Source organism: Microvirga sp. 2MCAF35 (assembly GCF_052115545.1).
Lineage (GTDB): Bacteria > Pseudomonadota > Alphaproteobacteria > Rhizobiales > Beijerinckiaceae > Microvirga.
In genome coordinates this window covers 1-13,871 of record NZ_JBFRGW010000013.1, presented here as the reverse complement: position 1 = coordinate 13,871, position 13,871 = coordinate 1, and the positions used below count along the sequence as shown (strand labels likewise).

Below are 13,871 nucleotides of genomic sequence, written 5' to 3'. Positions count from 1 at the left end.
TTTTCAACTACTGGTGAAAAAATTTTTCAAAAAGCTAAATTCTAGGTTGATATAGGATGTGCCAATCCAAGGGATTTCCTCACTTTTGGCAAGACCTAGATCCAATTCAGTAGGGTTTACTAGGTCGCTGCTTTCTCGATCCCGTTTCGCTGGCGCTCTTTGATGAAACGCCGCCTCACTTGAGCGACTATGACGAGCGCCGTCAGTATTATGTACCCGATTGTCTTTGGTCGTAACACGGCCGAGGCAACGCTTGCTCCACGATAGATCACTTTAAGCGCGGAGCGAGTTCCAGCGGATGATGGGAACTTCGCCGACCCTGTGGCTGGAGAAAAAGCATCAGGTGTGATGCAGGCTCTGTGGGTAGCAGCCTTGACGCTCGCCAGCCATCAAGCGGGTTGAGCTTTAATCCGATCATCGGAGCGGATGCCAGTCTGGGGCTCGCCTTTCTCCTGAAGAACTCTGTACACCTGCATTCTCGAGCACCCGACAGCCCTCGCAATGGCAGCAGGACCTTGCCCTTGCTGGTGCATGGCCAGAATGGTTACGCGATCGAGACGTCGCTTGCCACCTTGGTAGGTCCCCTCGGCCTTGGCCTTCTCAATGCCGTCCCGCTGGCGCACCTTGATGAAGCGCCGCTCCATCTGAGCGACCATGCCGAGTACGGTCAGCACAATGTGCCCCATTTCACCCCTTGTGGAGACATGGGGGTCAAGCACGGTGACAAAGGCCCCTTTCTGTTCACACTCATGGATCAGGTTGAGGACATCGCGGGTGTCCCTGCCGAGACGGTCGAGCCGGGTGACCACAAGCTCGTCGCCCGGTCGCAAGAAGTCGAGGATGGTTGCCAGTTCGGTACGGCCTACGCGGTTGGCCCCCGACACCTTCTCGGAGCGGATGACTTCGCATCCCTCAGCTTTGAGCTTGGTAAGCTGAGTGTCGAGATCTTGGTCGGTGGTGCTGACGCGGGCGTAACCGATGCGGGCCATGGGGGTGTCACTTCAGGCTTTATAAGTGACCGTAACATGTCACAAATAGCCAGCGTCAACCCAGATGTGACGTGAAACTCAGCGCCCGAAGTGACGTCACCTCAGGGTATACCTTGATGTTGCACGTATGCCTGAGTGGTGTTCTCAAGCCCGCGAAGTACGACTATGCTGCCCCTAGGCTGCAGTTCTACGACGCACTTCCTCTAATATCGAGATCAGTTCTACGACTTCTGCTTGAGCGAAAACGCCTTCGATGCCGAGGGGATCCAAATCTGTGAACGGGCTTTCATAGAGGAGGCGCGGGTTCAAAGCGCCGCGCTCAGTCAAATGGTCAATGACCATGTTGAGAAATTCAATCTGATTAGCAGAGAGATTCCTGCCCGACAGGAAGGCATCGAACGCCCGCTTGGCGGCATCCCGCTCCAACCCGACAAGGGAGCGCACGAAGAGACCAAGACCACCATCAGCCTGGACCTGCTCGATCTCATTGGAGGCTGCGACACCAGCGTCCAAAAACATGCGTTCCAGCTCTGACAAGTCAGTTGCCGTCAACGGCTCGTTCTTGCGCAACTTCAGGATAGCAATGTGGTTCTCATGAGCACGGATGAAATGTCGTGCCTTGAGGCGGAAGCGATCCATGTCTGTGCCGACGCTGATGCCTTTCAGTTCAATAGCGGCACCCGGTCCGATCTCATCCTCAAAATCCGTGTAGACGATAGGCCGTTGCCTTAGTTCGATCAGTTTGACCAATTCACGCAGGCGGCGGCGCACCGTTTCCAGCATTGGGACAGTGATGTCTTGCCAGAACTCATCTGACTGAAGGTCGATGATCAGCTCAAGTTCCTTGGCCACCATAGGCACGTTCGCAAGGTCCTGGAGCAGGCTCGCGATCTGCGAGACCTTCTTGCGAAGCCCATCAAAAGCTTTCTCCTGCCGCAGGCAGGCCAGCTGTGTCTTGAAGATGAGCAGGTCAAATTGCTTCGCTGGAAGATCATCATCCACGAGGCTCGATGGCAGCCCGGCGACATTGTCGATGATCTCTGTTTGCTCGTCTAAGCCGAGCTTGGCCCAGGCATCGTCGGTAGCATACTTTTCAACCAAGCGGCGCTTGGGGCGCACAAGGAAGTTGTCGAGGCTCATGCCATTGACCTCGTCCCGCAGACGCTTTGCCAGCTCGCTCCGAAGCATCCCGCACTGTGCCTCAAGATCAGCTTTGGATCCTGGCTCACCTACAGAGCTGATGGGCGTCGGGGGCTGGCTGTAGTCGCCAGATGGGGCAGGGGAAGCGTCCCTGCCCAGCAACCGGTCGAGTTCCCCGATGAGTTCGACACGCGACGCAAACAATCGCTTCGACAAGGAGTCGCCGAGAGACCCTTCGGCCAGATCTGGGTTCTGATTGAAGAACTCGAAGTTCTGGCAGAAATCGAAGACGGCGAAGAATTCCTTGTGCTGCCCTGGGCCGAACAGGTCGGGACACAGGCGAGTGCCGCGCCCGATCATCTGCCAGAACTTCGTCTTCGAGCGCACGATCTTGAAGAAGACGAGATTTACCACCTCCGGCACGTCGATGCCGGTATCGAGCATGTCTACGGAAATGGCGATGTGAGGAACCTTATCCTGCTGGCTGAAATCATCGATCAGGGACTGAGCGTATTCGGTCTTGAAGTCGATGACCCGCGCAAAGGTCCCTTTCAAGTGTGGATAGTTCTCGTCGAACCTGGATGCGATGAACTGCGCATGATCGTGGTTCTTGGCAAAGATGATAGTCTTGCCGATGCGGTCGCCATTGGCCACCTTGAGGCCGTGAGTCATGAGGTGCTCAAGCACCTTGTCGACCGTATCCTTGTTGAACAGCCACTTGTTGACGGCTGTGGCCTCGACACGATCAGGAACCGTGCCCTCCTCATCCCATTCGATCGCGTCCCAAGCCTCCTTCTCCTCGTCGGAGAGATCGTCATAGGAAATTCCCTCGCGCTGGAACTTGAGCGGTACCGAAATGGCCTTCGGCGGCACAAGGAAGCAATCCTTGACGGCCTCGTCTAATGTGTAGGCATCCGTCGGGACGCCGCGCTGCAGATTGAACAGGCGGTAGGTGTCGCGGTCGATCTCATCCTTCGGTGTTGCAGTGAGGCCAACAAGAAGGCTGTCGAAATAATCGAAGATCGCTCCGTACTTGCGATAGACGGATCGGTGAGCCTCGTCGATGACGATTAGATCGAAATGGCCGGGGCCGAAACGGCGCTTTCCATCCCGCGCCTCATCGATCAAACCCATCATGGTAGGATAGGTCGAAACATAGACGCGCCCTGTCGCCTCCTTATCGGTGACGAGGTTCACAGGTGAGGCTGCGGGCAGGAAGGTCTTGAAGGCGTTCACCGACTGGTTCACGAGCGCAACGCGATCAGCCAGGAACAGGATGCGCCGCGCCCAGTTCGCCTTCATGAGTACATCGGCCAGCGCAATCACCGTGCGCGTCTTGCCCGAACCGGTCGCCATGACGAGGAGGGCCTTGCGCTGGTGGTCCTTCTCAAAGGTTTCCGCCACACGCCGGATGGCGCGAGTCTGGTAATACCGCTCGACGATTGTGCGGTCGATCTCGATCAAGCCAAGGGGCTTTAGGATGTCCCGGCGGCGGATGGCGAGTTCCAGCTCATCCTTGGTGAGAAAGCCCTGGACAGGCCGCGGAGGATAACGTTTGTCGTCCCAGATCCAATGCTCGTAGCCATTGGTGTAGAAGATCACCGGACGCTGGCCGAACTGCTGCTCCAGGCAATCGGCGTAGAGCTTTGCCTGTTGCTGCCCCACGCGAGGATCGCGCTTAGTGCGCTTAGCCTCCACGAGGCCCAGCGGCTTGCCGTCGTCGCCCCACAGCACGTAGTCGACGAAGCCTTCACCTTTCTCGTTCGGCATGCCGGTGACGGGGTATTCCCGGTCCTGCGGCTTGTCGAGCGGCCACCCCGCCTCTGCCAGAAGAAGATCGATGAAGGTGTCGCGGGTCGCCGCCTCGTCGTAATCGTGCGTATCGGCCCGGTGGCTGTTCTCGGCCTTGACCTGTGCGATCTGAGCGCGGAGAGTCGCGATCTCGTCCTCAAGTTTCACCCGTTCGGCTTCGCTGGCGAGGCGCTTGGCTTCCGCTTCATCGCGGGCTTTCACGGTATCGGCGAAGCGACGGGCGATCTCCTGAAGCTGGCCGAGCGTCCTGGCTTCGACAGCGGAGGTCTTAGGCAGCGCATCGGGCGAGAAGGTGATAGCCGGATCCGGTTTTGCGCCCTTAGCGTAGGTGTGAACGAGCCAGTAGGAGATATGAAACAGCTCGCGCAGGGCCGTGGCAGCTTTCGTGAACGGCACGGCTTGGCCGTCATGGACAGCTTTGTTGCCGAGATCCTTGATAATCCGCGCCTTAGTGACAAGCTTCTCGCCTACGAGGTTCTTAAAGCTGGCCTCGTGAATATGAGCCGAGAGCGTATGCTCAAAGGGATCCCTTAAGCTCGCCTCATGGCGGTAGAGCCATTTGACTAGTACCTCGAGGGAGAGGCGGGCATAGAAACAGGCAGCCCGAGGATCTGCATGGGCCAGGCTCTCTGCCCGCGCTGCATGCTCGTAGACCTCCGCAAACTCAGGCGACAATAAGCCGAATTGGCTCACGGCTCGGCTCCATTGCCAAGCTGCTGCTCAAGGGCTTCTCGAACAAGGCCGATGATGTAGGGTAGATCTTCCAATCTGCTGTATCTCACCTCTACGTCACCATTGCCCCACCGGCCGAGATTCCTCACATCGCGGCACATGCCGCGCGGGTCGCTGATATCGGACGGACTGATGTTGATCGACAGGATGAGTTGCTTGGCCTGTGGGATCACGTCGACGAAGTTCGTCTCTGCCTTGTAAGCCACATAGAGCTTCAGGAATTCCTCCGTGACGCAGAGATCAAGCGCCTTAACCTCCTTCCGGAAAGCTTCGAACAGCTCTCGCATCGGAGAATGCTGGAGATGCGGGTGATCGTCGATTGCGTAGGCGGTCGTTCTGTTCGACTGCGGTTGGTATGCGACTAGGATATCGCTCGGTAGTGAGGGCGAGGCCCAAACGTCGATAGCCTGCTCGGCGAGCCGCTCCGCACGACCCTTGATGGCCTCTTCGTTCCAGATCTCCAGGGATCCAAGGCCAGCATTCACCTTCAGCGGGCTGTGCTTGAACCCGCCCTCCATGTCGCGCTTCTGCTTGAATGAACGGTCGCTGTATTCAGCATTGTAGCCTGTCAGCGTGAGGTTGCCGAGAGTGTGAAGGTAGGTCTGGTGAATACGCTCCCATTCGCTTCCAAGGTCGCCCTTCCACGCATCGGACAGATCCTCGTTCTGCGGCATGATATGCTCGATCGTGTAGTCCTGAACCTGCACCCGCTCTTTTCGCCCAAAATTTTCGAAGCGGCGGAGCCAGTAGCTCCTGCTGCGGAAATTGTAGAGATCGCGCACCTGCATCGCGCCCTTGAACTCGGTATCGCCTGGGAACCGACGGTAGGACGGTAACAGCAGGAAGTGGGCCTTGATGCTTTCGAGATATCGATCCTTCTTGAGCGCCTTCGTGAAGGTCGCGAAAGTCTTGTTCATGGAATTGGTCGGAATCGCGCATATGGCGCGGCGGAATACATAAGCCTCGACCAGTCGGATCGCCTGCAGAAACTCATCTTTCATCAGCTGGAACTCGCTGAAGTCCTGATAAAGCTCAAGCAGGAACGGGTAGGCGACATCGACCTTGAGCTCTCGGAGATCATGGAAAGCTTTGCCGAGCTCCGGGTCCTTTTCTGCGCCCAGAGCCATTGCGCAGTAATAGCGGGCAAAATCCCGGATTTCCTTCACAAGCGCCTCGACACCAGCACCAGCGACTTTAGGGGACTGGGCGTGGTCCTTGAACGCCTCATACACATCATCGATTCGCGGAATGTCACCGGTCTTGACGGTTAGGTAATGGCGCATGAAGCCGTCGAAATGCGTGTTGTAGCCCTCTTGACCGAAGGATGCCTCCATTGGCCGCCAGAACTGCTCATACAGGCGCGTCTGCAGGTTGGGCTCCAGCCCCATCAGAATGAAGTTCCGAATGAGGTCCGCTTGGCTCAGCTCTCGGCCAGTGGAGTTCATGCTTTCGAAGATGAGCTGCGGATTGTCCTGGTCGCGGCTGAGCGCGATATCGACAACGACGAGCTTTGATAGCCCCTTGCAGATCGGCTCCAGCTTCCCGCGTTGCTCCGCGATCAGGCTCTTGAAGAGTTCGTAGTTCCGCATCACCCGCAGCGAATGTTCGGCGGGCCGCTCCTCCTGACTGATGATGGAGGTGAGCGTCTTCTTGTCGTTTTGCGAAAGGAGCAGCTTGTAATGGCGCTCCCCGGATTCTTCTGGATTGAGCAGGTAATAGTTTCGCAGCTTGCGAGCCGAGAAGCCATCGACCGGCTCATTGTCACCTAACGCCTCTGCAAGGGCCGCGAGCAGGATCGTGGATGTGGTAAGGCGCTGCTGGCCGTCGATGACTAGCAGCGGGGCCTGATGAGTCACCTGCGATAGGCCATCCTCGATATAGACGATGGAGCCGATGAAATGCACATGGACGGCATCGTTGCTGCCTGCACGTACGATGTCGTCCCAGAGCTGGCGGCATTCCCGCTCGGTCCAGGAATAGGTGCGCTGATAGATCGGAATGACGAATTGCGGCGATTTCTTCAGAAATGCGAGCAGTTTTGCTTCTGTAGCCTTCATTTCGCCCCTCAATACCGTGCCGGGTGTAGGCCCGGCGCAATCCCGCATGTGCGCTGCGGTTCATTCTCTAAAACAGGCTATTTCGCAACCTGGAGTTTGTCGAGATCCTTCGGTGTCAGCCCTTTGACGAGCTTGGGGAAATGCGCCTCGAAGGCGGCTCGCACCGTTTCCCAGATGACGGGATCGTGCGGGTGCTTCCACTTTACCGTGTTGAGAACGCGGTAGCCCGCCTGCTTCAATTCCTCAGCCAGGGCCTTTTCCATGGCGCCGACGAGATCGCGCAGGGGCAGATGCTTTTCCATCAACGCAGCGCGATCTAGCCCGGGTGCATGCTCAACCTCCGGATAGATCGGCCCATGGGCCACGAGATGGAAGGCCGTGCAGTCCTCGGGCTCAAGGCCCTCCTTGCGCAGATGCTGGCGAAGCGCGTTCTGAGTTTTGGCGGAGCCCAGATGCTGCCCCATGCGCGTATAGGCGGCGCTGGCATGGGGGCTCGAATTGTCGCCGGTGCGCCCGACGTAAAGCATCTCACCTTTTGGCGTCTCCACGCGCCAGACATAGAGCCAGAACCCGCGCTTCAGCATGGAGCCGGGGACCGTCACAACATGTGTGACTGCCGACATGCTCAAAGCTCGCCACGGAAGGCGCGGTGTTGGAGAGAGGCGAAGAGGGCATCGAGCTGCTGCAAATGTGTATGGTGGTGCACGCTAAGCGCACTTAACTTCGAGACACGTTTTGCAAACTGCTGTTGCAGAGCGAGGGGCGGGATTGGAATCCTGATAGAGCAAAGCTCTTTGGCATTGATATTTGCCATGCCGATAATGCTTTTACACATTCCTTGTAGCGTTGCCTTACCATACGAGGAATTGAGAAACGCTGAAATATATTCTGGATCAGCCTTTTGGTTCGTGCGCAGGCGAACCAAGTATCCCGCGAATGCATAAGGCTTTGACCCGCGGAAGACTGCGGTTTTCCCGACGAGTTCGGGACTATTTGTCCGATTGAACAGTATGTCGCCATCGCGAACTGTATATTTCTCAAATTCCTTTGGAGAAAGAGTAATATATTTCAGATCTGAGAGATTCATCTCACCAGAGTACGTGATGTTCCCCATCCTAAGGATAGGGAATTCTCCGATTTCGCCTGCTTTTGCACTTGTCCCATACTGTGTAGAATCAGCCAAATCACTGATGGTTTTTATGGGCCAACCTTTAGGGTTAGTGCTGGGATCGCCAAATAAGTCCATGAAAAATGACGAGCGAAGCTCTTGTAGCTTCCTCATTGTTTCCTTCCGCTTGCGGCGTAGCGCATCGGCTTGATCGAGAAGCGCCGCAATCCGTCGCTGCTCAACGATAGGAGGCAACGGGAGCTCATACTTGGCTAGGTCTTGGCCGGTGAAGTGCTTGATCGTGGCTCCGGTATAATAGTCTTCCAGACCACCCGTGAAATAGTCGTACATGAGGCGGTGGACTAAAAAGCGACTGTCTAACTTATCGCCGACACGTACTCGATGAATTGCTTTTTGGAAAATTATGTCATTGTCGTCCATGTCCCATATGGCGGCGCGTCCGGCCTCGCCGCCCTCACAGATCAATACATCCCCTCGCCGGAGACGGTATTTTTCAACCTCGTGCTCCTCAACCCGGATTTCTTGTAGGTCGGTTAGTTCAACCTCAAACCACTTGATGTTCGGATTGCGTAAATAACGGCGTGGAAGGCCAGTGTTCTTCGCCTTGTCAAGCATTTTGCCAAGCCGATGCTCTGCTACATCGCCGAGGCGGACGCGCGGCCACGAGGATGGCGATCCCATATTCTGTCCATTTGCGGTAAGCTGTAGAGATTGATGGACGGGAACATTCATCCTACCATCTCCTCCAGCTTTGCCAGCCCTTCGGCGATCTCAGATTCAAGCTGCCTCAGCTCGCGAATGATGTCCGTAGGCGCTTCGTGCTTTACCTCCTCGTGCTCGACTTCCTTGTAGCGGTTGAGAGAGAGATCATAGGCGCCGTCCTTGGCGATGGCGGCCTTTGGCACGCAGAAGCTCTGGGCCGTGCGCGGGCGTTCGCGCTCCGCGCCGTTGCGCTCCTGCCAGCGCATCACCACGTCGGGCAGGTTGTTCCTGGCATGCTCGTCTTCCGTCAGTGGTGTTCCCGGCGAGGGGCCGAGCTTTTCTTCCGACAGGAGCGGCTGGCGCTTGTCGTCGAGGGACCAGCCATCGGCTGCCACGTCGTAAAACCACACGTGATCCGTGCCGCCGACGCCGGTCTTGGTGAAGAGCAGGATGGCGGTGGAGACGCCCGCATAGGGGCGGAAGACGCCGGAGGGCAGCTTGATGACTGCATCGAGCTTGTGCTCCTCTACCACCATCTTGCGCAGCGCCTTGTGGGCCGTGGACGAGCCGAAGAGAACGCCGTCCGGCACAATCACCGCCGCGCGCCCGCCAGTCTTCATGAGACGCAGGAACAGGGCGAGGAAGAGCAGTTCGGTCTTCTTCGTCTTGACGATCCGCTGCAGGTCCTTCGCCGTCGATTCATAATCAAGCGAACCGGCAAAGGGCGGATTGGCGAGGATGAGGCTGTAGCGGCCCGCTTCACCCGCATTGTCCTCAGCCAGCGAATCCCGCGCCACGATGGCGGGGTTCTCGATGCCGTGCAGGATCATGTTCATCGAGCCGATGCGCAGCATGGTCGGGTCGAAGTCGAAGCCGTGGAAGGCGTCCTCGTGGAAATGCTTGCGCAGGGCTGGATCGCGGAAGATTTCCGGGTGATGCCCGCGCAGGTATTCGCCCGCCGCGACCAGGAAGCCGCATGTTCCGGCTGCGGGATCGCAGATCGTGTCCGTCGGTTTCGGCTCGGTCAGCTCCACCATGAGGTTGATGATGTGGCGCGGGGTGCGGAACTGGCCGTTCTGACCGGCGCTCGCGATCATGCCGAGCATGTATTCGTAGATGTCGCCCTTAGTGTCGCGGTCGTCCATCTTCACCGCGTCCAGCTTCTCGACCACCTTAGCGAGAAGGCCGGGGGAGGGGATGCCGAAACGGGCATCCTTCATGTGCTTGCCGACCGCCGAGTCCCGCCCGTTAAGATCGCGAATGAAGGGGAAGACATGCTCGTCCACTACCTTGAACATCTCGCGGGGCTCGAAGGTCTTGAACCGGGACCAGCGCAGGTCGTCATATGGCCGCCCCCCATCCTCACCACGTCCGTCCTTCCCCTCCGGAAAGATGCGGCGCTCCATGGGAATCTTGAGAGTGGCCGCCTTTCGCTCCTCCAGGGTGTGCAACTCGTCCAGCCGCTTGATGAAGAGCAGATACGTGATCTGCTCCATGACGGCGAGCGGGTTCGACAGACCCCCGGCCCAGAAGTCATCCCAGATCGTTTTGATTTGGTTCTTAATCTCACCCACGAGCATGAAGGCCCCACAAACTTCTTATTTTCCAGATTCTCTGGATTATGCCGAAGCATCAATAAGAGCTTCCTTAAACTCCTTTTGATTCACAACTATGATTGGGGTCTCTTGGGGGCGGTCAATAAATTCAGCGACATCAAGCCTAAGGCGCTTGTTGAAGTAGTAGAGCAGAGCGCAACGGACCGGCACTTTCAAATAGCCGTTTGGCATATTGAAATCCATCGCCACAGCCTTTCGTTGCCCTTCCGACAAGGCTGGATTCGGCTCTAGGACAACGTCGAAGAACGAGAACCACTTCTTATCTTCGTATGGCTGTGCGCCGGGGGCGCCTTCTTCCCTAATTCCGAGGCAACGTGAAAGGATGAAGTCTTTGAATTTGCTTTCAATATGACAGAAGGCTCGGGCATGCCAACGCAGGCCGTCGAATCCAAAGGCATGAGGAGTCACTTGCCGCCAAACAGGTTCAGTACGGCGTGGGCTCATAGATTGGTAGTGGATGGAAACGGAGCGATTTGCGTAGACGGCCTTGAGGAAGGTTTTCAGAATTTGCGGATCCACCCGACGTGCGAGATTGGGCAGCACGTCTATTTCCGGTGATTGGGCAATCCAGGTGTCCTGGAGCCCTATAATTCCGTCGGCAATTCCTTTCAGTTGAAGGAGATACCGATCCGCATTGGGCTTTAGGAAGCGTGGGGAAAACTCAGGAGAGGCTACGTAACGCTTTTCCGTCGCGTCATAGACAATGTTGGCCGCAGCGAGATCTCGATAAAGCTTAAGATCATTGGCGGCCTGAGGCACGGAGACCCCAAAGCGATCAATAATATCTGCCCGATTGATCCCGCCTTCCCAGAACAAACGAAACTCAATGAACTCAAGTCGTTGCTCGGTCCCCCATTTGATGCTGGGTGTGGAATCCTCGGGAGGGGGAGCATTGCCCATATCGCGGCCTCTTGACACGTATATTTTTTATATCCATATATAAACTATACCCATCGAGCCTCTTAGTCAAAGGCTGGTTGCAAAGTGGGGATATAAAGGAAAAGCCAGCTGTTGGCGCAGCTGGCTTTCCGGAGGGGCGGAGCCCCGCTAGGTCATTGTTTGACGCACAGATTCTAGCTGGCCCTCCATCACACGTCAATGAATCCGGAGCTCCAACGGATTCACCAATCGGCCCAAGGAGGGCCAAGACTATGTTTGAGATCTATCGGGCCAACGGCGGCGGCTACTTCTGGCGCCTAAAGGGAACTAACGGCGAAACTCTGTGCCATTCTGAAGTCTATACGACCAAGCAGGCGGCAGAAACCGGCATCGCCGCCGTGAAGCGCATAGCGCCGAATGCCCCTGTCTACGACCGGACTTGATAGAGAAAGGTCTCGCGGTCCAAAAGGCTGCGAGACCCGTTACTCTTCTGCGTGTTAACTCGCGTGTGAGGATCCTTTGAATCACACGGCTGCTTCCTCACCCCTGTGCATGGCTGCTGAGAGCTGTCCGGCTATAAGATCTGCAGCTCTGCGAAGGGGATCTGCATCAAGATGAGCGTATCGGGCCGTGGTCTGTGACTGGGTATGCCCCAGCAACTTACCTACAATTGGCAATCCGAGACTGGCTCCTGCTCCAACAGATGCAAATGTATGGCGAAGGTCATGGAGCCTAACGCCCTCTAATCCCGCCCGAAGCTGGATAGAAGCCCAAGGCTTTTTGAGGTCTGCACGGGGCTGATCCTTCTTCGCGCCTTCGATGACGTAGATGCTGTTCTTGGGAATGCCCCGGAGCACCTCAAGGGATGCACTGCTTAGCACCAGCGTCTTCCGGCCTGTCTTGCTGTCAGGCAGGAATGCTAAGCCTCGTTCAAGGTCGACCTCTTGCCAGCGTAAATGTAGAATTTCTCTCAGGCGGGCACCTGTGAAGAGGAGGAGCCGGAGCGCCGCTATGGCTGCTGGTTCCAGCTTGGTACGGCGGTTCTCGGGAGCTGCAAGGTGCTTCGCTTTCGGCTTAGTCTCATCAACTTGCCATGGAAGGCCAATGGTTTCGGCCTCGATGATGGCGGTCCCAAGCCTTCCAAGCTCTTCAGAAGTTAGGTACCGCTCCCGTCCTTGTTCTGGGTATTTGTCGATGCCCCTAACCGGGTTGTAGCCTTCGGGGACAACCCCTCGCTTGCCGAGGAAGGTGTAGAGGCTGCTGACGACAGACAGAGTCCGGTTGGCCTGAATAGGGCTGTCCTTCATCTTGGTATGGAGTTTCAGGAGGTCGGCCCGTGTGACTTTTTCTGCTGGACGGTTGCCGATCTCAGGGATGACATGCCGATTGAGAGCCGAGGCGTATTCCTCTGCCGTCCTCTCTTTCCGCTTCGGCTTGACGTGCTCCTTTAGATACAGGTCCATCGCATCCTTGATAATCATGGCTGCCTTCGCAGCAGCCACCTTAGCGGCTGGGTCTTCCCCTGCTGCAACGGCTCCGAGGATGATCTGAGCTTGGGCTCGGGCCTGATCAGGGGTGAGGTGGCCGTGACGGCCTACAGTCATGAAGCGTTTAGGGGCTACGCGGCCCAGCCCCTTGGGGCGGTATCGGACCAAATATGTCTTCTTGCCTGACGTCTCGACCCGGAGCCCGAAGCCGGAAATATCGCTATCCCATAGGATGTATCGGGATGATCCCGGCAGGGCTTGATCGACCGCGCGTTTGGTCAGGCGAATGGTAGTCTCAGGCATAACTAATCCGTTCGGAAGTCGGGTCTGGAATTGTGGTCACCAAGGGCGTTTGGTGACCACATGGTGACCACGCGGACGGGAAAGTCAACGAGAGGGCAGGGGGTGTCGGGAAATAAATATTTTTGTTTATCAGTAGCTTAGAGCGTTTGCGGGGAGTGGCGGGGAATGCTGGGAAATAGGAAAAAACCGATTGTGGATCTGGGGGTCCCCCGTTCGAGCCGGGGCGGCTGTACCATTTAAATCAAAGGCTTAGACCTCGCAGGTTCGAGGGACGCTTACTGAATTTCCGACCTAGTAAGCGAATAGTAAGCTATTCAAGACATCTCCTTCTACGATGCACTGGAATAACGGCATAGGCCGTGCGATCGCTCAGCTTCCGTGCGATGTGCCCCCTCACGGCTTTCAAAAAACAAACAGTTTCGGCTCCGAGAAGGATCTGAGCCATAATGTGGTAGGAACTCCATCCTACAGGCTCAACTGTCATGCTGCAGCGCAATCGTCTGAGGTGCAGCTGGCGCTAAGACATGGCTAATCATCTGTCGCTCTTAATCTACCTGCCGCATGCATCAATGGGTGCATAGCCCTATTGGGCAGGGCGGATGCGTAGTTTGATAGGACAGATATCACAGGCGGCCAATGCTCCTCAATCCAAGAGCGTGGAGGGTTCGGAACTACCTCTGAAATCCTCGTTCGGCCCCCGAAAGCAGAACCCACGTGGCAGTGCTCCATACAATCTTGGGGGAAAAGTCCTGGGCAGCCTTGGAACTTCTAGGTGAAACCTTCACTGTATTAGTTTCTCCGTTGAGGGGAATGTCATCGCTTTGGGGGAGAGCGAGTTGAACACCAGAAGTAATATTCTTGCAGATTTGGCCCGCGAGTGGCCAGCCCCCGCGAGGTGGTCCGGGGTTAATGTTAGTGCATGATGGGTCGTGGGGCTACGGTGGGTGTGGCCTGCGGAGCTGGTCTGGGTTGCGCAGCCGGCCATAGCACTACCTCGGGTGCGGGTGGCTTGTAGCCGAGCGATG

The 13,871-nt window shown here is 56.7% G+C and carries 9 protein-coding genes; 1 reads left to right on the top strand and 8 read right to left on the bottom strand.

Going from position 1 to position 13,871, the window contains the following annotated elements; translation table 11 throughout:
* Positions 1–389: 389 nt before the first annotated feature.
* The 7 genes from AB4097_RS08850 to AB4097_RS08820 all read right to left on the bottom strand — a co-directional run bounded on the left by AB4097_RS08850 (position 390) and on the right by AB4097_RS08820 (position 11,077).
* Positions 390–989 carry a recombinase family protein gene (locus AB4097_RS08850; RefSeq protein ID WP_442038564.1) on the bottom strand — a complete coding sequence of 200 codons (600 nt, stop codon included), beginning with the start codon at positions 987–989 and terminating at the stop codon, positions 390–392.
* Positions 990–1,163: 174 nt separating this feature from the next.
* Positions 1,164–4,634 (bottom strand): DEAD/DEAH box helicase family protein, encoded by a 3,471-nt coding sequence (locus tag AB4097_RS08845; protein ID WP_442038562.1) that lies wholly within the window; start codon positions 4,632–4,634, stop codon positions 1,164–1,166.
* Complete coding sequence (locus AB4097_RS08840) at positions 4,631–6,730, bottom strand: GmrSD restriction endonuclease domain-containing protein (RefSeq protein WP_442038560.1); 2,100 nt, start codon at positions 6,728–6,730, stop codon at positions 4,631–4,633. The genes AB4097_RS08845 and AB4097_RS08840 overlap by 4 nt, the downstream gene beginning before the upstream one ends.
* A gap of 77 nt (positions 6,731–6,807) precedes the next feature.
* Complete coding sequence (locus AB4097_RS08835; RefSeq protein WP_442038558.1) at positions 6,808–7,353, bottom strand: hypothetical protein; 546 nt, start codon at positions 7,351–7,353, stop codon at positions 6,808–6,810.
* A 2-nt stretch (positions 7,354–7,355) separates the two neighbouring features.
* A complete protein-coding gene (locus tag AB4097_RS08830) occupies positions 7,356–8,591 on the bottom strand; it encodes a restriction endonuclease subunit S (RefSeq protein WP_442038556.1) in 1,236 nt (411 codons plus the stop codon).
* Positions 8,588–10,141 carry a type I restriction-modification system subunit M gene (locus AB4097_RS08825; protein ID WP_442038554.1) on the bottom strand — a complete coding sequence of 518 codons (1,554 nt, stop codon included), beginning with the start codon at positions 10,139–10,141 and terminating at the stop codon, positions 8,588–8,590. Before AB4097_RS08825 ends, AB4097_RS08830 begins: the two co-directional genes overlap by 4 nt.
* Positions 10,142–10,180: 39 nt before the next feature.
* Positions 10,181–11,077 carry a WYL domain-containing protein gene (locus AB4097_RS08820; RefSeq protein WP_442038552.1) on the bottom strand — a complete coding sequence of 299 codons (897 nt, stop codon included), beginning with the start codon at positions 11,075–11,077 and terminating at the stop codon, positions 10,181–10,183.
* A gap of 251 nt (positions 11,078–11,328) precedes the next feature.
* Here AB4097_RS08820 and AB4097_RS08815 point away from each other — a divergent pair, with 251 nt between their 5' ends.
* On the top strand, positions 11,329–11,499 hold the full coding sequence (locus tag AB4097_RS08815) for a YegP family protein (RefSeq protein WP_442038550.1): 171 nt from the start codon (positions 11,329–11,331) through the stop codon (positions 11,497–11,499).
* An 81-nt stretch (positions 11,500–11,580) separates the two neighbouring features.
* Here the strand turns inward: AB4097_RS08815 and AB4097_RS08810 are convergent, their stop codons facing one another.
* Complete coding sequence (locus AB4097_RS08810) at positions 11,581–12,846, bottom strand: tyrosine-type recombinase/integrase (RefSeq protein WP_442038548.1); 1,266 nt, start codon at positions 12,844–12,846, stop codon at positions 11,581–11,583.
* Positions 12,847–13,871 lie beyond the last annotated feature (1,025 nt).

Coding starts and splice junctions, on each gene's coding strand:
- AB4097_RS08850 (WP_442038564.1), bottom strand. CDS start 989: ATGGCCCGCATCGGTTACGCCCGCGTCAGCACCACCGACCAAGATCTC.
- AB4097_RS08840 (WP_442038560.1), bottom strand. CDS start 6,730: ATGAAGGCTACAGAAGCAAAACTGCTCGCATTTCTGAAGAAATCGCCG.
- AB4097_RS08835 (WP_442038558.1), bottom strand. CDS start 7,353: ATGTCGGCAGTCACACATGTTGTGACGGTCCCCGGCTCCATGCTGAAG.
- AB4097_RS08830 (WP_442038556.1), bottom strand. CDS start 8,591: ATGAATGTTCCCGTCCATCAATCTCTACAGCTTACCGCAAATGGACAG.
- AB4097_RS08825 (WP_442038554.1), bottom strand. CDS start 10,141: ATGCTCGTGGGTGAGATTAAGAACCAAATCAAAACGATCTGGGATGAC.
- AB4097_RS08820 (WP_442038552.1), bottom strand. CDS start 11,077: ATGGGCAATGCTCCCCCTCCCGAGGATTCCACACCCAGCATCAAATGG.
- AB4097_RS08815 (WP_442038550.1), top strand. CDS start 11,329: ATGTTTGAGATCTATCGGGCCAACGGCGGCGGCTACTTCTGGCGCCTA.
- AB4097_RS08810 (WP_442038548.1), bottom strand. CDS start 12,846: ATGCCTGAGACTACCATTCGCCTGACCAAACGCGCGGTCGATCAAGCC.